Source organism: Bradyrhizobium sp. CCGB20 (assembly GCF_024199855.1).
Classification (GTDB): domain Bacteria; phylum Pseudomonadota; class Alphaproteobacteria; order Rhizobiales; family Xanthobacteraceae; genus Bradyrhizobium.
In genome coordinates this window covers 7,564,886-7,585,382 of sequence record NZ_JANADN010000001.1, presented here as the reverse complement: position 1 = coordinate 7,585,382, position 20,497 = coordinate 7,564,886, and the positions used below count along the sequence as shown (strand labels likewise).

The window sequence follows — 20,497 nt, the reverse complement described above, 5'->3', positions numbered from 1 at the left end:
CATCTATTTCCGCGATCGCGTTGTGGCGTCGTCGGATGCCTGCTTGCGCAAGAAGCCCTCGACTTCGGCCTGCACCGAGTAGGGCGTCGGGATCGGATCGCCGGCGTCGTCGACGGCCGTGTCGAGGGAGCGGCGCAGCATGCGCGCGAGCTCGGCCTTGCGGTAGGGTTTTGTCAGAAGCGGCGCGCCCATGGTGGCGTGTCCCGGCCCATGCGGCGCGTCGTGGGCATAGCCCGACGTGAACAGCACCCGCAGCGAAGGCCGGGCGGCCACCATCTCGTCGGCGAGCTCCCGTCCATTCAAGGCGCCGGCCATCACGATGTCGGTGAACAGCAGATCGAACGGCGTGCCCCGGGCCGCGATGGCGAGCGCGTCGGCCGCGTTGGCGGCCGGGATGACCTTGTAGCCGAGACTTTCGAGCTGGACGGTGACGAACTGACGGACGTCGCGGTCGTCCTCCACGCAAAGGATGGTCTCCGTTCCGCCCACGATCTTGCGTTCGTCGTAGCCGGCCGGGCGAAGCGTGCTGGTCTCGGCCTTCGGCAAATAGATCGTGAAAGTCGTGCCGCCGCCTTCGGCGGAATCGACCTTGATGCCGCCGCCGGACTGCTTGACGAAACCGAACACCATGCTGAGTCCGAGCCCGGTGCCCTTGCCGACCTCCTTGGTCGAGAAGAAGGGATCGAAGATCCGCTCCAGAAACGCCTGCGGAATGCCGGTGCCGCTGTCGGCGATCTCGATCTCGACATAGTGGCCGGCATAGCCGGCGCCGACGGCGACGGCCTCGCGCACGCCGAACACCACGTTGCGTGTCGTCAGCGTCAGCTTGCCGCCATCCAGCATCGCGTCGCGGGCGTTGATCGCGAGGTTGAGCAGCGCCGAGCTCAGCTGGCCGCGGTCGGCGAAAGCCAGCCAGACGTTGCGGTCGAGCCTGGTCACGATCTCGATCTTCTTGTCGAAGGTCGCCAGCAGCAGCTTTGTCAGCTCTTCGAGCAGTTCGTTGACGTCGATCTCGGCCGGCTGGAGCGCCTGCTTGCGGGCAAAGGACAACAGGCTCGATGTCAGCGCGGCGCCGCGATCGGCCGCTTCGCTGATCAGCTTGGTGATGGTCGCAAGCGGCGGGTTGTCCTTGACGGCGTCGGCGAGGATCTCGATCGTGCCCGTGATCACGGTGAGCATGTTGTTGAATTCGTGCGCGATGCCGCCGGTGAGTTGGCCGACCGCTTCCATCTTCTGAGCCTGGATCAACTGCTCCTCGGCGGCGCGCTTCTGGGTGACGTCCTTGACGAAATTATTGATGACGGTGCGTCCGCCGAGCCGCAGCGTGGAGCTCGATGCCTCGATCAGGATCTCCTCGCCGTTCCGGTGCAGCAGGGTCGCTTCGAACCGGATGCCGATCGGCGTATTCGACAGTTCCGGCAAGAGCCGCATCATGCGTTGCCTGAAGCCGTCGCGGAGCGGCTCGGCGATGAGAAGGTCGACGACGTCGGTGCCGAGCGCCTCCTTGCGCGTCCATCCGGTCAGGGCCTCGGCCTGAACACTCCACTCCAGGACGACACCTCTTTCGTCCGTCTGAACGAAGGCGTCGAGCGCGGTCTTGATGACCGCTTGCGTGACTTGTGCGCTCGCCTGCGCCTGCTCTGCGAGTTGCGCAGCGATGCGCTTGTCCTGTGACGCCTCGATTGCGCGTGTGCAGTGCCGCGCAAGCAGCACCGCAACGGCGGCGCTAGCGGCGAGGGCGACGATCTGGGCAAGGCCGAACCCGGTTCCGGTCACGGCATAGGAGGCGAGGAGGGCCGCGGCGGTCACGACGACCTGCGCGGTCATCGCGAATGTCAGAAGCGGCCTGAGTTTCATGGTCTCACACCGACGACGTCAGTCGCGGCCCCTCGCGCCCGCCCTGTCAATGAGTCCGGCTCCACGTGAGCTACAGACTCCGTGCGCCGCCGTCGAGAGGCAATTTCCGGTGGCATCCGTGCGGCGGGCGTTCAACCTGCCGGCGATTCGGTCTGCCGCAACGTCGTGACCCAGATCACGCGCGCGGCCTGCTGGGTCGGGTTGTCGAACATGTGCGGCACGACGCTCGGAAAACGAAAACTGTCGCCGGCTTCCAGCAGGTGAGCCTGGTTGTCGAGCCACAGCCGCAGGCTGCCGGACAGGATGTAGCCGGCCTTCTCGCCGGTGTGCTGCAAAAAATCGGTGCCGGACGAGGCGCCGGGATTGAGCGTGAGCTCATAGAGTTCAAGCTGGCCCTGGTCGGCCGGCGTCAGCGCTTCCTTGACGACGCCGCTGGCGGTGAGCCGCAGCAGGCGCCGGTTGTTTTTGCGCACGATATAGCGCTGCACATCGGCGGGATCGCTGGTCTCGAAGAAGTAGGAGATGGGAACGTCGAGCGCGATGCTGAGCAGGCGTAGCGTGCGGATCGACGGCATGGCGCGCGCGCGCTCAAGCTGGCTGATCATGCCGTTGGAGAGGCCGGTCTTGTTGGCGACGTCCTGGATCGACAGCCCGGCGCGCTGACGCAGCAGCCGCACGGTTTCGCCGAGCCGCTGGTCGACCGCATCGTCGGCCTCGATCGCCGGGGCGTCCTTCGGACCGTTCGTCTCGCCGCGACCATCCATGTCGCTCTCCCATGCATCATCTCAGCCCCGGACCACGTGGTTCGAGGCTTCAGTCGGAGTGAAAAGGTCGCGCATCCTAGCAATGTGATTGACAGCTGTATTTAGTCATGATGAAATTTTGGCTGAAAAATTTAGAAGCACTAAAGCCCACTCCTGTCCCTTTGCCGGGGTCTCGGGGGCGCGGGAGACGGTGCCGCGTGCGGGAACGGAGACTGGTTATGGCAGACAGCACCGGCAAGTTCGGCGTTGGCGGACTGCGTCATCTCGGCATTCCAAATCGCCGACAGTTCTTCCAGCTCGGCGCGGGCGCAGCGGCGGGATGGACACTTTCAGGCAACGCCTTCGCGCAGACCGAGCGCCCGGGCAATCCGCCGGACAAGCCGCGCGGGCAGGTGATCGCCGCGCTGTCGCAGGAGCCGACCGTCTTCCATCCCCTGATGCCGGGCATCGAGGTCGATCAGGGCATCTGGTGGCAGGTGTTCTCGCCGCTCTGGTTCATCGAGCCCGACGGCAAATTCGTCCCCGACCTCGCGCGCGAAGTGCCGACCGTCGAGAATGGCGGTCTGTCGGCCGACGGCCTGACCTGGAAGATCAAGCTGCGCAGCGACGTGAAGTGGCACGACGGCACGCCGTTCACGGCCGAGGACGTGAAGTTCTCGCTGGAGCTGATCAACAACCCCGATTTCCGCGTCCGCAACCGCGTCGGTCACAACCTGGTCAAGGACATCAAGGTCGTCGCGCCCGACGAGATCCACTGGCGGATGGAGGCTCCCTATTCGCCTTACATGTCGATCCTGTCGCTCACCTTCATCGTGCCCAAGCACATCCTGGAGAAGCTGACGGATCCGAACGCCTCGCCGTTCCACAATGCGCCGGTCGGCACCGGGCCGTTCCGCTGGGGCGAGCGCGTGCCCGGCGACCACATTCAATTAAATGCCCACACCGGCTACCACGGCAAAGGACCTTACGTCGAACGCGTGGTCTTCAAATACATTCCCGATCTCACCGTGCTCTACACCCAGTTCCGCACGGGGCAGGTCGACTACACCGGCCTGCAGGGCATCTTGCCGAACTTCGTGCAGGAGGCGAAGACGCTGAAGGGCCGCAAGATCTTCGTCTCGGCGACGTCCTCGGTGGAGCACGTTGCGCCCAATCTCGAATTCGGTCCCTTCGCGGACCGCGCGGTGCGCGAGGCGCTTTATCTCGCCATCAACAAGCAGGCGATCATCGATGCGCTGAACTACGGCCTGCCCACGCAGACCGAGAGCTTCGTGCCGCAGCAGGCATGGTCGTTCCAGCAGGGCCTGCCGCAGCATAAATACGATCCGGCCAAGGCCAACGCGCTGCTTGATGCCGCAGGCTGGGTTCGCGGCTCCGGCGGCATCCGCGAGAAGGGCGGCGTGAAGCTCGAATTCACCAACTCGACCACGTCGGGCAACGCCGTGCGCGAACAGACCCAGCAGCTCCTGATCCAGGACTGGCGCGCGATCGGTGCCGCCATGCGCGTGAACAACATGCCGGCCGCGGTGATCTGGGGCGACTTCTGGCAGCAATCGAAATTCAACTCGGTGCTGGTGTCCGTGAACTTCATGCTCGGCAGCGATCCCGACGTCACCCCGCGCTTCGGCTCCGGCGCGATTCCCGCCAAGGGCGGCCGCGGCTACAACACCTATCAGTACAAGAGCCCCGAGGCCGATCGCCTGCTTGCCGAAGGTGCGAAGCAATTCGATCTCGCCCAGCGCAAGACCACCTATGGCGATCTGCAAAAGCTGATCCGCAACGATCTCGCCATCCTGCCGCTGTTCCAGGGGTTCATCGCCGAGGGCGTGAAGGAAGGGCTGCAGGGCTTCCGCCCCAACATCAACACCTCCATCAACTGCTGGAACATTCGCGAATGGTATTGGGCCTGATGCCTCAGGCTCGCTGGATCGCCTGAGATGGCCCGTTACGTCGTCAACCGCCTGGCTCAGGCGATCATGCTGCTGGTGATCGTTTCCGCGATCGGGTTTGCCATCCTGCATCTGGCACCCGGCGGTCCGCTCTCGCAATTCGCGGCGTCCGCGCAGATGACGCAGGAGGATCTCGACCGCGTCACCAAACAGCTCGGCCTCGATCGTCCGTTGCCGATCCAGTATCTCGACTGGTTCGGTCGCATGTTGAAAGGTGACTGGGGCAAGTCCTATCGCGACGGCGAGGCGGTGCTGTCGGTGATCTCCTCGCATCTCGGCGCAACGCTGGAGCTGATGGCGACGGCGACCATCATCGCGGTCCTGCTCGGCTGCTGGATCGGCGTGCTCGGCGCGCTGCGCCGCTATTCGCTGTTCGACACGCTCGCCACCGTCGGCGCCATGATCGCGCTGTCGATCCCGACCTTCTGGTTCGGTCTCGTCACGATCTACGTGTTCTCCGTAAAACTCGGCTGGCTGCCGGCCGGCAACCGCCAGACCGTCGGCGACGGCTCCTTCCTCGACCTCTTGCATCATCTGATCGCGCCGGCGCTGGTGCTGGCGCTGGTCGAGACCGCGATGTGGGGCCGCTTCATGCGCTCCTCCATGCTCGAAGTGATCAACCAGGACTACATCCGTACCGCGCGGGCCAAGGGCATGCCGGAGTGGCGCATCCTCACGGTGCACGCTCTTCGCAACGCGCTGCTGCCGATGATCACGGTCGCGGGCCTTCAGTTTCCGACGCTGCTCGGCGGTGCGCTGGTCGCCGAGACCGTGTTCACCTGGCCGGGCATGGGCCGGCTGTTTCTCGATTCCATCGGCTATCGCGACTATCCCGTGGTGATGGGCATCCTGATGTTCTCGGCGACCATGGTTCTGATCGGCTCGCTGCTCGCCGACATCCTCTATGCCGTCGTCGATCCGCGCATCCGGGTGGGCTAGGGATGACGACTGCAACCTTGTCCACCGTTCAGCTCGCGCCCGGCCAGGCTGCCTGGCGGCGCTTCCGTCGCCACCGGCTCGCGCTCGCGGGCGCCGTGATCATCCTGGTGCTCGTCCTCGGCTCGGCGTTCGGTCCTTATCTGCTGCCGTTCGACGACACCTATATCGACATCATGAAGCGGTTCGCGCCGCCGCTGTCGGGCGCGCACATTCTCGGCACCGACGAGCTCGGCCGCGACGTGTTGGCGCGGCTGATGATGGGTGGTCGGGTCTCGCTCTCGATCGGCATCGTCGCAATGGTGATCGCGATGGCGGTCGGCATCGCCGTCGGCGCTTTCGCCGGCTTCTATGGCGGTGTGGTCGGCGCGGTCCTGATGCGGCTGGTCGACGCCGTGCTGTGCTTCCCGACGATCTTCCTGCTGCTCGCGCTGGCGGCGCTCACCGAGCCCGGCCTGATCACAACAACAGTGCTGATCGCGGCGACCGCGTGGATGGCTGTTGCCCGCGTTGTCGAAGCTCAGGTGCGCTCGCTACGGGAACGCGAATTTGCGGTTGCCGCGCTCGCCTTCGGCTCGTCGAACCTGCGGATCATGTTCCGCGAGCTCGTGCCCAACGCGATCGCGCCGATCGTGGTGGCCGCGACGCTGAACGTCGCCAAGGCGATTCTGCTGGAATCCTATGTCAGCTATCTCGGCTACGGCATCCAGCCGCCGGCCGCGAGCTGGGGCAACATGCTCAACAATGCGCAGATCTACCTCACCAGCGCGCCGTGGCTCGCGATCGCGCCCGGCCTCGCCATCACGCTCGCGGTCACGAGCTTCAACTTCCTCGGTGACGGACTGCGCGACGCGCTCGATCCGCGGATGAACATCCCATGACGAGCAAGAACTCGATCGAACTGAAGTCCAGGAGTGCCCCATGTCCCCGCCGCTCACCCGTATAAACAGCGACGAACGCCTGCCGGCGCAGGTGGACGTCGTCGTCATCGGCGGCGGTGTCATCGGTGTCTCCGCGGCCTATCATCTCGCGAGGAAGGGCCTCTCCGTCGCACTGGTCGAGAAGGGCCATGTCGGCGGCGAGCAGTCGAGCCGCAATTGGGGCTGGTGCCGCCAGCAGGGCCGCGCCCGTGAGGAAATCCCGCTGGCCCGCGAGGCGCTGCGGCTGTGGGAGGACATGCAGAACGATGCCGGTGTCGATGCCGGCTTCCGCCGCACTGGCGTTCTGTTCCTGACCAAAAGCAAGGACGAGCTTGCCAGCTGGGAGCGCTGGGCCGCGACGGCGCGCGAGATGCAGGTGCACTCGACCGTCCTGACGCCGGCGGAAGTCGCCGAGCGCCTGCCCGGCAATGCCGAGAAATGGGTCGGCGGCCTGCACACGCCGAGCGATGGCCGCGCCGAACCGTCGATGGCCGTGCCCGCGCTTGCCACTGCCGCGCGAAAACATGGCGTCACCATCCATCAGGGCTGCGCCGCGCGCGGACTGGAGACGACCGGAGGCAAGGTCAGCGCCGTCGTCACCGAGAAGGGCACCATCCGCACGCAGGCGGTGCTGCTGTCGGGCGGTGCCTGGTCATCGCTGTTCTGCCGCCGTCACGGCATCGAGCTGCCGATCGGTCTCGTCAACGCCACCGCCTGCCGGACCACGCCGGGACCGGAAATCACGTCCGGCGCGCTCGGCACCGACTTCTACTGTATCCGCCGCCGCCTCGACGGCGGATTCACGCTGGCGCTGCGCAACCGCGGCACGGTTGAGCTGTCGCCCGACCTGTTCCGCTACGCGCGCACCTTCTGGCCGACCTATCTGCACCGCAAGAACGGTCTGAAGCTGTCGTTCGGCAAGTCGTTCTTCGACCAGATCGTCCGCGGCACCAGCTGGAGCTTTGACAAGCCGTCGCCGTTCGAGGCCGAGCGTGTGCGCGATCCCGAGCCTGACATGTCGCTGGTCAATGCGGCGCTGGCCTCGCTGATCAAGTCGAACCCCGAACTGAAGGACATCGAGATCGCGGAGGCCTGGGGTGGCACGATCGATTGCACGCCGGACACCATTCCGGTGATCTCGCCGGTCGATGCCCTGCCGGGCTTCTTCCTCGCGACCGGCTTCTCCGGCCATGGCTTTGGTATCGGTCCTGCCGCCGGCAAGCTCGCCGCCGACATCGTCACCGGCGCGACGCCGCTGGTCGATCCCGCGGCCTACAGCCACAAGCGCATGATCGACGGCCGGCGCCTCGCGCCGGTCAGTCCGTTCTGAGGGCGGCATGACGGTTCTCTACAAGGCCAACATGGTGCGCGGCGCGGAATGGGCGACCTTCTTCGCCGAGCGCGCGCCCAATGTGCCGTTCCGCCTTTGGCCCGACATCGGCGATCCCGCCGATGTTCGTTATCTGGTGGCATGGGTGCCGCCTGACGACATCGCGACGACATTCCCCAACCTCGAGCTGGTCTTCTCGGTCGGCGCGGGCGTGGACCAGTTCGATACCACGAAAGTTCCGGCGCACATTCCGCTGGTGCGCATGCTGGAGCCCGGCATCGCCGAGACCATGGTGGAATACGTCACCATGGCGGTGCTCGCGCTGCATCGCGATCTCCTGCACTTCATCAGCCAGCAGAAGGAGCAGGTCTGGCGCGAGATCCGGATTACGCCGGCGAAGCGGCGGCGTGTCGGTGTGATGGGCCTGGGCCAGCTCGGCCAGGCCGTGCTCGAACGGCTCAGGGCGTTCGACTTCCCGCTGCTCGGCTGGAATCGTTCGCCGCGCGAGATCGAGGGCGTCACCTGCTACGCCGGTGCGGACACGTTGCCGGAATTCCTCGCGGAGGCCGACATTCTCGTCTGCCTGCTGCCGCTGACCGATGAGACCCGCGGCATTCTCAACGCCGACCTGTTCGCGCGCCTGCCGCGCGGTGCATCCCTCGTCAATGTCGGGCGCGGTCCGCATCTCGTCGAGGCCGATTTCCTCGCGGCGCTCGACAGCGGCGCGTTGTCAGGCGCCGTCCTCGACGTCGCCGATCCCGAGCCGCTGCCTGCGGGACATCCGTTCTGGAGCCACCGGCGCATCCTGCTGACGCCGCACAATGCCAGCATGACGACACCCGATACGGCCGTCGATTTCGTGCTCGACGTCATCGAACGCCACCGCCGCGGCGAAGAGCTGCCGGGGCGCGTCGATCGTACGCGCGGCTATTAGGGCAATCGCATGAGCACCGGCGCAAGCAGACCTGATCACGTCATCGCCGCCGCGCAGGCCCCGGTGCTGTCGGTCACGGGCCTCACCACGTCGTTCGCGCGCGAAAGGGAATGGATCCCTGTCGTCCGCAACGTCTCGTTCGACATCGCGCCGCGCGAGACCGTGGCGATCGTCGGCGAGTCCGGTTCGGGCAAGAGCGTCACCGCGCTGTCGATCATGCGTCTCGTGCCGAAGGAGAGCGGCCGCATCGAGGGGCGCGTTACGCTGGCGGGTCGCGATCTGCTGACGCTGCCCGAAGCCGATATGAAGGACATCCGCGGCAACGACGTCGCCATGATCTTCCAGGAGCCGATGACGAGCCTCAATCCGGTGCTCACCATCGGCTTCCAGATCGCCGAAGCGCTGATCCAGCATCGCGGCCTCTCGCGCGCGGCGGCGGAGGCCGAGACCATCCGCCTGCTTGATCGCGTCCGCATTCCGGCGGCGAAATTCCGCTTCCACGAGCATCCGCACCGTTTCTCCGGCGGCATGCGCCAGCGTGTCATGATCGCGATGGCGCTGGCCTGCAAGCCGAAGCTGCTGATCGCCGACGAGCCGACCACGGCACTCGACGTCACCATCCAGGCTCAGATCCTGGAGCTGCTGAAGGAGCTTCAGCAGGAGGAGGGGATGTCGATCCTCTTCATCACCCACGACATGGGCGTGGTCGCCGAGATCGCCGACCGCACCGTGGTGATGTATGGCGGGCAGGCGGTGGAGACTGACGCTACGTCGCGCATCTTCGCCGTGCCCTCGCATCCGTATACGCGCGCGTTGCTCGCCGCTGTGCCCCGGCTCGGCTCGATGGACGGGCGCACGCGGCCGATGCGCTTTCCGATCGTGGACAAGGTGACGGGGACCTCGGACGAGCCGACGGAGACGCCGGACACGGTCTCGATGGCCGAGCGTCCGCTGCTCGAAGTAGCAAACCTCACCACGCGCTTTCCGATCCGCTCGGGCCTGTTCGGCAAGGTCTCGGGCCGCGTCCACGCGGTCGAGAACATCTCCTTCACCCTGCGCGCCGGCGAGACGCTGGCGCTGGTCGGCGAATCCGGCTGCGGCAAGTCGACGACCGGCCGCTCGATCCTCAAGCTGACCGAGCCGGACAGCGGAACCGTCCTGATCGACGGCAAGGACGTGCTCGCCATGAACGGCCGCACTCTGCGCGACTTCCGCAAGCATATGCAGATCGTGTTTCAGGATCCGTTCGCCAGCCTCAATCCACGCATGTCGGTGGGAACGGCGATCGCAGCGCCACTGCTCGCCAACGGGCTCGCCACGGCGTCGCAGGCGCGCGACAACGTCGCCGACCTCCTCGTGCGCGTCGGCCTGACCGCCGACATGGCCGCGCGTTTCCCGCACGAATTCTCCGGCGGCCAGCGCCAGCGCATCTGCATTGCGCGTGCGCTCGCACTCGGGCCGAAGCTGATCGTTGCGGACGAGGCGGTCTCCGCACTCGACGTCTCGGTCAAGGCGCAGGTCGTCAACCTCATGCTCGACCTCCAGGCCAGCATGGGCCTTGCCTATCTCTTCATTTCCCACGACATCGCGGTGGTCGAGCGCATGAGCCATCGCGTCGCGGTGATGTATCTCGGCGAGATCGTCGAGACCGGCCCGCGCGCCGCCGTGTTTGGCAATCCTCAGCATCCCTACACCAGGAAGCTGATGGCAGCGGTGCCGGTGCCGGACCCCGCGCGTCGCGGCACGCGGCGTGAAGCATCCAACGACGAGATCAGAAGCCCGGTGCGGGCGCCGGATTATCAGCCGCCGGTCCGGCAATATCGCGAAGTGTCGCCCGGCCACGTCGTCCAGGTCTGGGGCGAGGAGTGGCAAGCCTAACGCGCGAAGGCGCGTTGCGAAGAATTTCAAGAACGCACGATAAAAATCGCGCGGTGATTTGCCGAGCATGTTAACGGGTTGTCGTGCGCGCTGTCGGGCTCGCGATATCACGCTGAAATCACAATGAAATCATCTCGTCGCGAGTCGATGCGATGGCTTGCCACAACAGCGTCGTGTTATGCGGTATAACTCGACCGTTGGCCGGTGATCTCCGATAATGCGCGGACCTCGGGAAGGCCGACGAAGACGTGCCTCTACGGACGGGTTTATTGAAATGACACAAGCAGGCGTCTACGGACGGAAGCTCGGGCAGGGCCTTCACGTGAAGCAAGCCCCGGTCCTGGTCACGCGTTCGCTGCGTAGCGCCGAGCTCGCGGTCACCGAAGTCCGCAATGATGATCCGAGGCGGGATCTTTCCGGCTCGCTGCCGGCGGAAGATGCCTATCTCGTCAGCCTGAAGATCCGCGACTATCCGGATTGCGAGTGCTGGGAGAACGGCCGCTTTGTCACCAAGGCGAATGTCCGGGCCGGCGCGACCTATCTGTACGACCTCAAGCGCGATCCGCGCTATGTGATCGACAAGCCGTTTCACTCGCTCTTCTTCTATTTGCCGCGCCCGGCGCTTCGCGACCTCGCCAGGCAACCCGGCGCGCCGCGCGTCGGCGAACTCAGCTACGAGCCCGGTGTCGGTCATGATGACGGGGTGATCCGTCATATCGGCGCCACGCTGCTGGAAGGGCTTCGTCGGCCTGACGAGACCAACCAGCTTTTCGTCGATCACATGATGCTCGCGCTCACCGCCCATGTCGCCCAGACCTATGGCGGGCTGAAGTCCGGGGCAGAGTTGAACCGCGGCGGCCTCGCGCCATGGCAGGTGAAGCGGGCATGCGACCGGCTCGACTCGGATCTCTCAGGCAAGATCGCGCTCCAGCAGATCGCGACCGAGCTTGGCCTTTCGATCAGTCACTTCTCACGCGCGTTCCGGATCTCGACCGGCCTGCCGCCGCATCAATGGCTGCTCCAGCAGCGGGTGAAGGCGGCCAAGCAGCTGATGACGGTCCGCGACCTGCCGCTGTCCGAGATCGCCATCTCGGCCGGATTTGCCAATCAGAGCCATTTCACGCGGGTGTTTTCGCAGGTGGTCGGCGTCAGCCCGGGCGCGTGGCGCCGTGAAAGGCATGGCGGGCCGAGCGAGACCTGAAGAAACGCGTCAACATGAAAGTCTAGCGCCGCTTCGCCAGCGAGATGGCGTAGGCGACGCGGCGCGCCGCAAAAATCTCGTCAGGCGGATGGCCGATCCCGTCGGCAAGATTGGCCGGATTGAAGATGGACCCGTCGCAGGCATCGTCGGTCTCAAGGCTGGTGATGACGATCGTGCCCAGCCGAACCTCCTCGCGATTGTCGTCGTCCGGCCATCGCATGGTCGCGTCCATGACGGGATCGCCGGGCCGGTCGAGCAGGGCCATCACGTTGAGGCGGACGTCGCCGGCTGCGATCCGCTGCGCGAGATCCTCGTGCAGAAAGTCAGCGGACTTCGCCCTGGCTTCGTCCTCGCTCAGCGTGATGTCGCCGCCGACAGGCGCAACCCTGAACTTGATGAAGCGGGTCTCGCCTTTCGCATTCGTCGCGGGAAAGGCGTGCACGCCCCAATAGGTTGTGCCGGCAAAGCTTGCGGGCAGCCGGCGTGCGGCGATGTATTTCGCCTGATTCAGCGTCTCGGGGTTCGCTGCGGAGAACGCCTTGACCCTCTCTGCGTCCGGCTTGCCGTCCGCGCCGGGAATGCGCGCCTTCAGGAAGGCAAGCATCTGGTCGAGCGTCCTTGCGAAATGCACCGGAGCGCTTTCCACCAGGATGTCCGAGCGATGATCGTCGTCGCCAAGCCTGAAGCTGAAGCCGCGCAGCACGAGGTTGTTGGTATCGGCTACCCCGGGATTGCCGCCGCCGACGGAGAAGCGCGCCAGCACGCGCGACGGCTTGGTGAAGCTCAGCGATCGCGTGATCTCCGCCGCGCGGTCGGACGGAGTATAGGTGCCGCGCACGCATCGGCCCTTGGCAAAGCTCGCACGCACCTTCGGCGGATTGCCTGCGACCGCCTTCAGCGCGTCGACGATCGCCGCCGGTGTGGCCGCGGGGGTGGGCAATTCGGACATGGCAAGGCCTCCGGCTCGAGCGGCATGTCCGTGTTGTAGGTGTCGCGCAGCGCCGGCGTCTTTCCCAAAGCCGCGCTGCTTTGCTTGATCCTGCTAAAGGAATTGCTGCGGCTTCACCGCTCCCGTGCTCTCGTGCACGCTACGATGCAGATTAGTCCTGAAATTGTGATTGGATGGAGGGACTGAGAACCACGGTATGTGAACCGTCTCATATTCCGACACTTTCTTTTCGAGCTATCACTACCGCAAGAAATTGCCGCACCCGAAGCCAGTTGACAGACACGGGTGAGTTGCAATGCCTGCGACGCCGCGTGCTCGCAGCTTTGGATTGGCTCTCGTCCTGTTCACGAGCGAGCCAGCCCCATCACTCACCACATATTTTTCAGAAGTTGGAATCGAGGGAATCGCGAAACGCGTCCACGCAGCTCGGGGTCGGCGGGTAGGCTGCTACTTATTTAGAAGGAGCCCCCATGAAGATAAGCAACGCAATCTCCGCCGCATTTTCCATGACAAGGCACGCCGGCAATCTTCGGATCGCCCGTTCCAGTCTCATCAGGTCGGCCCATCTTCTTGAAAGAATTGGGCTCGCAGCCGTTGGGGCCTCCTGCGGTCTTTATGTAGGGGCGACCCTGTTACGTCAGAAAGGCGGATTGTTTGAAAGCGGCTGGATCGTGCTGCTGACGATGCTCTACGGCGCCCTCAGCTATTATGTCGGAATTGATTTGTCTCGCTCTGTCGCCCGGAAGTCGATTTCGAGTACCTCGGAAGAATACAACGGGTCCGAGGCCGTCGAGATCATGAGCGCGGCCGGAACGTTCGGCGCCGCGATTGCTGCGACCCTGTCCGTCAGCATCCTTGTCCTTGATCAAAACCTGCCCAATGGCCTGATAGTTTTTGTTGCCGGCTGTTGGGCGGTTGGTTCTTCGCTTCAAGTTGCGGCGGGTACGATGGCGCGCAACTACGAAGTGCCCATGGACAGGAGTGAGGACAACGGTGCTCGCGGAGAGGCGTCTGCATGGCGTCATGACGTCGGCACACACGCAGTGCCGGATTCGGCTCAGGACTGAAAGTGCGTAGCTGAGACTCATCGCAACCTCTTCGTCCAACACTGCGTGCAGACGATTTCTAGTAGCGCAGTCGTTCGCATCGAGCACTGTCCCTCCCTGGAAGAGGTACGGTACTGAGCAACCTAAGTTGTCGCGCAACAGAGAAAACGTGCCATGGCGGTGGCGTTGGGATATTGTCCGAGCGCGCCGTGGTCCAAGATTCTGCTAACCGCCAACCACACGATCGGTGGGAGCCAATGCAGATTGCGGAGTGGCTCGAGAAGCTGGGGCTTGGGCAATACGCAGAGCGTTTTGCCCAAAATGGGATCGACATGGGCGTCCTTCCCGAGCTGATGGACGAGGACTTCGACAAGCTCGGAGTTCTGCTCGGCCATCGCCGCAAAATGCTGCGTGCCATTGCCGACCTCGATCCCGCCGCGTCGATCGCATCGCCGGCGCCTCCTCATGACGCCGAGCGGCGCCACCTCACCGTCATGTTTTGCGATCTGGTCGGCTCGACTGCGCTCTCGGCGCGTCTCGATCCGGAGGACATGTGGGAAGTGATCCGTGCGTACCGCGCCGCCTGCGCCAGAGTCGTTACCGCTTACGACGGCAGGATAGCCAGGTTCGTGGGTGACGGAATACTCGTTTATTTCGGCTATCCCCGCGCCCACGAGGACGATGCGGAGCGGGCAGTGCGGGCGGGCCTCGACACCATCTCTGCGATTGGGCAACTCAAAACAGGCGCCGACGAACGGGTTGAATTGCGGATCGCAATTGCGACCGGGCTCGTGGTGGTCGGCGACCTCATCAGCGGAGATGCGTCAGAGGAGCACGCAACCGTCGGCGATACACCGAACCTCGCCGCTCGGCTCCAGAGCCTGGCGGAACCGGGGGCGGTCGTCGTTGCTTCGTCGACGCGCCGGCTGCTTGGTGATCTCTTCACTTTTCGCAACCTCGGCCGCCGTGAGGTCAAGGGAATAGCTGAACCCATCGCAGTCTGGGCGGTCGAAGGAGCGATCGCATCCGAGAGTCGCTTCGAGGCGGTCCGCGCGGCGCGGTCGATCGGTTTTGTCGGGCGCAAGGACGAGATCGAATTCATTCTCTCGCGCCAGCGGCTGGCATGGCAGGGGCAGGGCCAGATGGTCTTGATCTCTGGCGAAGCGGGCATCGGCAAGTCGCGTCTTGTCGCAACGCTGTCCGAAAGCCCCTTGTTGGGGGCGCACCGTCGGGTGCGATATCAGTGTTCGCCCTACCATACCAACAGTGCGCTCCATCCCTTTGTCGCGCAGCTCGAGCGCGCTGCCGGCATCCGTTCGCACGACACGCCGAGGCAAAAGCTGGACAAGCTTGAGGCGATGCTGGCTCTCGGAACACAGCAGGTCGCCCGAGCGACGCTTCTCATCGCGGCACTCCTGTCGATTCCAACCGGCGACCATTGCCCCCCGCTTGGCTTGAGCCCGCCGCAGCAGCGGCGACAGACGTTTGCCTCGCTCCTTGACCAGCTTGAGGGGTTGGCGCGAGAGCAGCCGCTGCTGATTGTCTGCGAGGATATGCATTGGGCCGATGCCACGACACTTGAACTGTTCGATCTCGCGGTCGACCGGATCAGGGGGCTGCCGATCCTCATGCTCATGACGTCCCGGCCGGAGTTCGAGCCCTCCTGGTCGGGCCTTGCCAACGTCAGTCTGTTGCGGCTCGACCGGTTAGACCGGCAGGATACGCGTGCGCTGGTCGAGCAGGTGACCGTTGGTCGCCAGCTGCCGCGCGAGATGATGAAGCAGATCATCGACAAGACGGATGGCATCCCGCTATTCGTCGAGGAACTGACCAAGATGGTGCTGGAGTCCGGATTGCTCGTTGAAGAGCCCGGGCGCTATCGCCTCGATAGTCCACTCCCGCCGCTCGCTATTCCGGCGACGCTGCAGGATTCGCTGATGGCACGGCTCGACCGGCTGGCTCCAGTCAAGGAGGTGGCGCAAATAGGCGCCGCCATCGGCCGCGACTTTTCGTACGCGCTGCTGAGATATGTGGCGGGACGCGATGATCTGACGCTGGGCTCCGCGCTAGCGCAACTCGAAGAGGCGGAACTGCTGGTGCGCCGCGGGGCTCCGCCCGAAGCAAACTACAGCTTCAGGCACGCTCTCGTTCAGGAAGCAGCCTACGAGGGCCTGCTCAAGAGCAAGCGGCAGGTGCTTCACAAGCGCATCGGCGATGTCCTGCGCGAGAAGTTTCCAGTCGTCGCCGAGACCGAGCCGGAAGTTCTGGCGCATCACTTCACTGAGGCGGGGCTGAGCGAAGTCGCCCTCGAGTGGTGGCGCAAGGCGGGTCAGCAGGCGCTGAAGCGCTCGGCTTATTCCGAGGCGATCGCACATCTCGGCAAGGCGATTGCGACGGCCGATGAACTGCGCGATGAGCCCCACCGGATGATGAATAGGCTGCATCTTCAAATCGCGTATGGCCGCGCCTTACGGGGCGGCCTCGGGCACAGCGCTCCCGAAACCGTAGCCGCATGGACGCGCGCCCGGCAATTCGCGGCCGACATCAATGATCCGGTTGAACTTGCGCCGATCCATTCGGGTCTCTTCAATGCCTGCCTGACACACGGCGAACTCGCTCCGATGCGGGAACTGGCGGACGCCATCAAGAGCGCGGCGGACCGACGGCCGGACTCGCCGGTGGCCGCCGTGGTTGCACATTGGACGGGCGGGGTTACCTGCTGGTTCGGGGGCGACTACTTGAACGCGAGAACGCATCTCGAGCATGCACTGGAGATCTATGGCGCCGAGCCGGATTCCGCGAAGTTCAGGGCTTCGGCGCTGGATCTGCCGTTCGTGATCATGAGGTTTCTTGCCCTGGTGCTTTGGCCACTTGGCGGGATCGCTCGCGCACGCCAGCTCGCGGCCGAAGCGGTGAGTGCTTCGGGAGAAAAAGGGGCGCTTTCCCGGGCCAATGCGCTTGTTCATCGAGCTGTGTTCGACGGACTAGGCGGAGGCATGTTGCAGCAAACAGAGACGATTCTGGCGCTCGGTCTCGCGCGCGATCACACGATGCCGCTGTATGTGGCCGCCGGCACCTATCTAAATGGCCTGGCCAAGTGGCGTGCCGGCGACCGAATGGCCGGACTGAGCGAAATGCGTCGCGGCTGGACTTTACTGCACGAGAATGACTGCTACCTCTGTGAACCGTTTTGGGGGATGCATGTCGCCATGGCGGACGCAGAGTCGGGTCAACTCGAAAACGGGCTGGAGATCTTGAGCGAGTTGATCTCATGGACGGGGCAATCCGGGCAGCATTGGCTCGATGCCGAGCTGCATCGCGTCCATGGCGAGCTTTTGCTGCGTCGTGACCCGCGAGAGGATTCCACTGCCGAAAATGCCCTCAAGCGAGGACTGGAGATCGCACGACACCAACAAGCGAAGACTTTCGAGTTGCGCAGCGCCCTTGGACTTGCGCGGCTGCACAAGACAAGAGGCCGAGCGGGCGCGGTATCCGAGGTGCTCGCTCCCGTGCTCGCTGAGTTCGATGCGGAGCGAAATCTTCCCGAAGTCGAAGAAGCGAAAGAGCTGCTCAAGTCCGGGCATTAGGCGCGTGCCGCTTCCCTATCTCCGGGCCAGAGGATAACGGATCACGAATTCACGTGCACGAAGTCCCGCAGCAGCGGATAGATCTCGTTATTCCAGCGCTTGCCCGAGAACACGCCGTAATGGCCGACGCCGGCCTGCATGTGGTGGACACGGCGATAGGCGCGCACGCCGGTGCAGAGGTCCTGCGCGGCGAGCGTCTGGCCGATCGAGCAGATGTCGTCCTTCTCGCCTTCGACCGTCATCAGCCCCATGCGGCTGACGGCCTTGGTGTTCACGGGACGGCCGCGATGCATCAGCTTGCCTTGCGGCAGGAGGTGCTCCTGGAACACGTCACGCACGGTCTCGATATAGAACTCCGCCGGCAGGTCCATCACGGCAAAATATTCATCGTAGAAGGTCTTGATGGTTGCGGCCTTCTCCTTCTCGCCCTTGGCGATGTGGTTGGCGAGATCCATGTGCTGCTTGATGTGGCGCTCGAGATTCATCGAGACGAACGCGGTGAGCTGCACGAAGCCGGGATAGACCTTGCGGAGCGCGCCGCGGCACTGCATCGGCACGTAGTTGATCAGGTTCTGCTCGAACCAGTCGATCGGCCTGCTCTTGGCGAACTCGTTGACCCTGGTCGGCTGGATGCGCGTGTCGATCGGGCCTGCCATCAGCGTGAGCGTCGCGGGCCGCGAGGGGTGGTTGCCCTCGCACATGATTGCGGCGGCCGCGAGTGCCGAGACCGAGGGCTGGCAGATCGCGACCATATGCGGGCGCGGGCCCAATTGGCCGAGGAAATCGATGAGGTGATCGGTGTAATCGTCGAGCCCGAAACGGCCCTCGCTGCGCGGAATGTCGCGCGGATTGTGCCAGTCGGTGATGTAGACGTCGTGATCCTGGAGCAGCGTCTTCACGGTGCCGCGCAGCAGTGTGGCGAAATGGCCCGACATCGGCGCCACCAGCAGCATGCGCGGCTGCTCCGGCGCGCCGTCCTTCCTGAAGTGCAGCAGCGAGCCGAACGGCGTCGCGTAGGCGACCTCCTCGGTGACGCCGACTTCGCGGTTGCCCACCATCACGCTGTCGATGCCGTAGGCCGGGCGGTGGTACGTGAGGGTGGAGCGCGAGATCAGCTCCAGAGCGGCCGAGAGCCGGCCGACGACCTGATCCGACAGGCCCTGCGGCACCAGATTGAGGAATTTGAGCGCGGACGAGGCTCCCGCCCGCCACGGCGCCGTCAGGTCCATATGGTTCTGATAGGCCTGATAATACATCGACATCATACTGAAAGCCCGGTTGCCCCCTGCTGCTATGCAATATCGACGCCAAGCGGGCGGTAGGCCGCCCTCGGAATTGGCACGTCGCTTGCTGCTCTCTTCGCGGGAAGCACAGGCAATGCGCACGCCCGCGCGGCGGAGCGGTGCCCGCGATCAGGCGTGAGGGAAGGGCCCTATGGCAAAGGCGACACTGACCATTAGCAGCAAAAACTATTCGTCCTGGTCGCTGCGCGGCTGGCTGCTGACGAAGTTTTCCGGGCTCGATTTCGAGGAGGTCGTGACCGCGCCGGACGACGCGTCGGCGCGTGCGGAGATCCTGCTGCTGTCGTCGTCGATCCTGGTGCCGTGCCTGCGCCACGAGGGCGCCGTGGTCTGGGATACGCTGGCGATCGCCGAATATCTCAACGAGGCGATGCCGGATGCCGGCCTGTTGCCCGATGACCGCGTCCAGCGGGCGCATTGCCGCTCGATCTGCGGCGAAATCCATTCCGGCTTCACCACGCTGCGCGCTTCGCTGCCGGTGAATCTGAAGGGGCACTTCCCCGGCTTCAAGATCTGGTCGCGCGCGCAGGCCGATATCGACCGCGTGTGGTCCATCTGGCGCGACTGTCTGGAGAAGTCCGGCGGTCCCTTCCTGTTCGGCGAGAGGCGCACCATGGCGGATGCGATGTACGCCCCCGTGGTGACGCGCTTCGTCACCTATGACGTGAAGCTCGAGCCGCTCCTGAAGGCCTATGCCGATACCATCATGGCCATGCCGGAGATGAAGGATTGGGTCGCGGCTGCGAAGGACGAGCCGGCCGAGATCGAGGAGCTCGAGGTCGAATATTAGGCAGGCCAGGGGCCGCCCTGCCTGTTTTGGGAGCGAGGGCTTTAGCCGCCGCGTCCGGCAGCCATGTCATTGAGGCCGTTAACTTTTGGCGCCGTGGCCCGCTCAGGCTTGCTCATACGCTGCGCAGATATTGTATGCGCGCGCGCCCGCATTGCGACATCTAGCCGTGAACAGGCGTGGACACGGCCTCACAGCTGATTCGGACGTGGTTCGTTCGGGCCGCGTTCCGAAGGTTAAGGCGGAGCGCGGCCTCGTTGCATTTTGAGACAAAGGCTGGTGATCAGGCCACGCCCGACTGCTTCACCCGTGGCCGACGCCACCCGATGACGGTGGCTTCCACCGCGATGCCGGCCTCGTGGTTCTGCCAGCGTCCTTCGACATAGCGGCACGCGAAGGGCAGTTGGTACGTTCCGCTATGGTCCTCGCACAGCACCTCGACCGGCAGGCCAGGTGGTGGTTCTCCGGCGCCATCGAATTCCGCCAGTCGTCTATCGCGCGTTGCCATTCCAAAAATCTCCCCTAAACAAAGCCGCGAAGAGAGTGCCCAATTCTCCCCGCGTGCAGATCATCGCTCCCCGTCCAAGGGAGCAACTGCAAGCTCAACGCGAGAATGCGGTACGAGTGTGGTAGCGTCGGTGTGCGGCGCGCAAAAAGCGCACATTGCCGTGATCGATTGGACGAGGAACCTGCATGCTGCTTCGAAGCGCCGGCGTTTGTTTCGCGATGTTGCTGCTCGCCACGCTGGCGACTCCACCGGTCCGCGCGCAGGACGTGCCCGGCATCGAGATCTGCACGGTCGAGAAGACCATGGAGCGGCGCACGAGCTGCCTGCAGAGTAACGTCGACTTCCTCCAGAAGACCATCACCAAGCTGACGCTCGATCATCAGCAGAAGCTCGATGCGGCCAATCGTCAGATCGACGCGCTGAAGACTGTTGTCGCCGGCCTTCAGAAGACGCTCGGTGACCTCCAGTCTGCCCAGGCGAAGATCGCGGAGGATCTGAAGAAGAAGCAGGACGCACCGCCGCCGAAGGATGCGCAGAAATAAGCGCGGCG

The 20,497-nt window shown here is 64.5% G+C and carries 16 protein-coding genes; 11 read left to right on the top strand and 5 right to left on the bottom strand.

Annotated features, from left to right (window positions below; all coding sequences use genetic code 11):
* Positions 1-3 precede the first annotated feature (3 nt).
* Together NLM15_RS35680 and NLM15_RS35675 are read right to left on the bottom strand one after the other, a co-directional pair.
* A complete protein-coding gene (locus NLM15_RS35680) occupies positions 4-1,857 on the bottom strand; it encodes an ATP-binding protein (RefSeq protein ID WP_254122597.1) in 1,854 nt (617 codons plus the stop codon).
* A gap of 131 nt (positions 1,858-1,988) precedes the next feature.
* A complete protein-coding gene (locus NLM15_RS35675; protein WP_254122596.1) occupies positions 1,989-2,621 on the bottom strand; it encodes a cupin domain-containing protein in 633 nt (210 codons plus the stop codon).
* A 218-nt stretch (positions 2,622-2,839) separates the two neighbouring features.
* Here NLM15_RS35675 and NLM15_RS35670 point away from each other — a divergent pair, with 218 nt between their 5' ends.
* From NLM15_RS35670 to NLM15_RS35640, 7 genes are all read left to right on the top strand, one after another.
* Positions 2,840-4,531, top strand: coding sequence for a peptide ABC transporter substrate-binding protein (locus NLM15_RS35670; RefSeq protein ID WP_254122595.1), 1,692 nt, complete (start codon positions 2,840-2,842; stop codon positions 4,529-4,531).
* A 27-nt stretch (positions 4,532-4,558) separates the two neighbouring features.
* Positions 4,559-5,509, top strand: coding sequence for an ABC transporter permease (locus tag NLM15_RS35665; protein WP_254122594.1), 951 nt, complete (start codon positions 4,559-4,561; stop codon positions 5,507-5,509).
* Between the two features lie 2 nt (positions 5,510-5,511).
* On the top strand, positions 5,512-6,387 hold the full coding sequence (locus NLM15_RS35660) for an ABC transporter permease (RefSeq protein WP_254122593.1): 876 nt from the start codon (positions 5,512-5,514) through the stop codon (positions 6,385-6,387).
* A 40-nt stretch (positions 6,388-6,427) separates the two neighbouring features.
* Positions 6,428-7,756, top strand: coding sequence for an FAD-binding oxidoreductase (locus tag NLM15_RS35655; RefSeq protein WP_254122592.1), 1,329 nt, complete (start codon positions 6,428-6,430; stop codon positions 7,754-7,756).
* A 7-nt stretch (positions 7,757-7,763) separates the two neighbouring features.
* The gene (locus NLM15_RS35650; RefSeq protein WP_254122591.1) at positions 7,764-8,690 is read left to right on the top strand and encodes a glyoxylate/hydroxypyruvate reductase A; all 927 of its coding nucleotides are present in this window, start codon (positions 7,764-7,766) and stop codon (positions 8,688-8,690) included.
* A gap of 9 nt (positions 8,691-8,699) precedes the next feature.
* Positions 8,700-10,568 (top strand): ABC transporter ATP-binding protein, encoded by a 1,869-nt coding sequence (locus NLM15_RS35645; RefSeq protein ID WP_254122590.1) that lies wholly within the window; start codon positions 8,700-8,702, stop codon positions 10,566-10,568.
* 274 nt (positions 10,569-10,842) lie between these two features.
* Positions 10,843-11,769, top strand: a complete 927-nt coding sequence (locus NLM15_RS35640) for an AraC family transcriptional regulator (protein WP_254122589.1) — start codon at positions 10,843-10,845, stop codon at positions 11,767-11,769.
* Between the two features lie 22 nt (positions 11,770-11,791).
* On the opposite strand, the gene NLM15_RS35635 is transcribed toward NLM15_RS35640, so the two are convergent.
* A complete protein-coding gene (locus NLM15_RS35635; RefSeq protein ID WP_254122588.1) occupies positions 11,792-12,718 on the bottom strand; it encodes a catalase family peroxidase in 927 nt (308 codons plus the stop codon).
* Positions 12,719-13,188: 470 nt separating this feature from the next.
* Here NLM15_RS35635 and NLM15_RS35630 point away from each other — a divergent pair, with 470 nt between their 5' ends.
* Entirely contained in the window at positions 13,189-13,785 is a 597-nt protein-coding gene (locus tag NLM15_RS35630) for a hypothetical protein (RefSeq protein WP_254122587.1), read from the top strand.
* 188 nt (positions 13,786-13,973) lie between these two features.
* The gene (locus NLM15_RS35625; RefSeq protein ID WP_375166951.1) at positions 13,974-17,351 is read left to right on the top strand and encodes an adenylate/guanylate cyclase domain-containing protein; all 3,378 of its coding nucleotides are present in this window, start codon (positions 13,974-13,976) and stop codon (positions 17,349-17,351) included.
* Positions 17,352-17,392: 41 nt separating this feature from the next.
* Here the strand turns inward: NLM15_RS35625 and NLM15_RS35620 are convergent, their stop codons facing one another.
* Positions 17,393-18,616, bottom strand: coding sequence for a polyhydroxyalkanoate depolymerase (locus NLM15_RS35620; RefSeq protein WP_254122585.1), 1,224 nt, complete (start codon positions 18,614-18,616; stop codon positions 17,393-17,395).
* Positions 18,617-18,785: 169 nt separating this feature from the next.
* Between NLM15_RS35620 and NLM15_RS35615 the strand changes: the two genes are divergently transcribed.
* A complete protein-coding gene (locus NLM15_RS35615; RefSeq protein ID WP_254122584.1) occupies positions 18,786-19,442 on the top strand; it encodes a glutathione S-transferase family protein in 657 nt (218 codons plus the stop codon).
* 280 nt (positions 19,443-19,722) lie between these two features.
* Here the strand turns inward: NLM15_RS35615 and NLM15_RS35610 are convergent, their stop codons facing one another.
* Complete coding sequence (locus NLM15_RS35610; protein ID WP_254122583.1) at positions 19,723-19,947, bottom strand: hypothetical protein; 225 nt, start codon at positions 19,945-19,947, stop codon at positions 19,723-19,725.
* A 185-nt stretch (positions 19,948-20,132) separates the two neighbouring features.
* Here NLM15_RS35610 and NLM15_RS35605 point away from each other — a divergent pair, with 185 nt between their 5' ends.
* A complete protein-coding gene (locus NLM15_RS35605) occupies positions 20,133-20,489 on the top strand; it encodes a hypothetical protein (RefSeq protein WP_254122582.1) in 357 nt (118 codons plus the stop codon).
* Positions 20,490-20,497: the final 8 nt, after the last annotated feature.

Bases quoted from the DNA above. Each gene is read 5' to 3' on its own strand.
- NLM15_RS35680 (WP_254122597.1), bottom strand. From the start codon at position 1,857: ATGAAACTCAGGCCGCTTCTGACATTCGCGATGACCGCGCAGGTCGTC.
- NLM15_RS35675 (WP_254122596.1), bottom strand. From the start codon at position 2,621: ATGGATGGTCGCGGCGAGACGAACGGTCCGAAGGACGCCCCGGCGATC.
- NLM15_RS35670 (WP_254122595.1), top strand. From the start codon at position 2,840: ATGGCAGACAGCACCGGCAAGTTCGGCGTTGGCGGACTGCGTCATCTC.
- NLM15_RS35665 (WP_254122594.1), top strand. From the start codon at position 4,559: ATGGCCCGTTACGTCGTCAACCGCCTGGCTCAGGCGATCATGCTGCTG.
- NLM15_RS35660 (WP_254122593.1), top strand. From the start codon at position 5,512: ATGACGACTGCAACCTTGTCCACCGTTCAGCTCGCGCCCGGCCAGGCT.
- NLM15_RS35655 (WP_254122592.1), top strand. From the start codon at position 6,428: ATGTCCCCGCCGCTCACCCGTATAAACAGCGACGAACGCCTGCCGGCG.
- NLM15_RS35650 (WP_254122591.1), top strand. From the start codon at position 7,764: ATGACGGTTCTCTACAAGGCCAACATGGTGCGCGGCGCGGAATGGGCG.
- NLM15_RS35645 (WP_254122590.1), top strand. From the start codon at position 8,700: ATGAGCACCGGCGCAAGCAGACCTGATCACGTCATCGCCGCCGCGCAG.
- NLM15_RS35640 (WP_254122589.1), top strand. From the start codon at position 10,843: ATGACACAAGCAGGCGTCTACGGACGGAAGCTCGGGCAGGGCCTTCAC.
- NLM15_RS35635 (WP_254122588.1), bottom strand. From the start codon at position 12,718: ATGTCCGAATTGCCCACCCCCGCGGCCACACCGGCGGCGATCGTCGAC.
- NLM15_RS35630 (WP_254122587.1), top strand. From the start codon at position 13,189: ATGAAGATAAGCAACGCAATCTCCGCCGCATTTTCCATGACAAGGCAC.
- NLM15_RS35620 (WP_254122585.1), bottom strand. From the start codon at position 18,616: ATGATGTCGATGTATTATCAGGCCTATCAGAACCATATGGACCTGACG.
- NLM15_RS35615 (WP_254122584.1), top strand. From the start codon at position 18,786: ATGGCAAAGGCGACACTGACCATTAGCAGCAAAAACTATTCGTCCTGG.
- NLM15_RS35610 (WP_254122583.1), bottom strand. From the start codon at position 19,947: ATGGCAACGCGCGATAGACGACTGGCGGAATTCGATGGCGCCGGAGAA.
- NLM15_RS35605 (WP_254122582.1), top strand. From the start codon at position 20,133: ATGCTGCTTCGAAGCGCCGGCGTTTGTTTCGCGATGTTGCTGCTCGCC.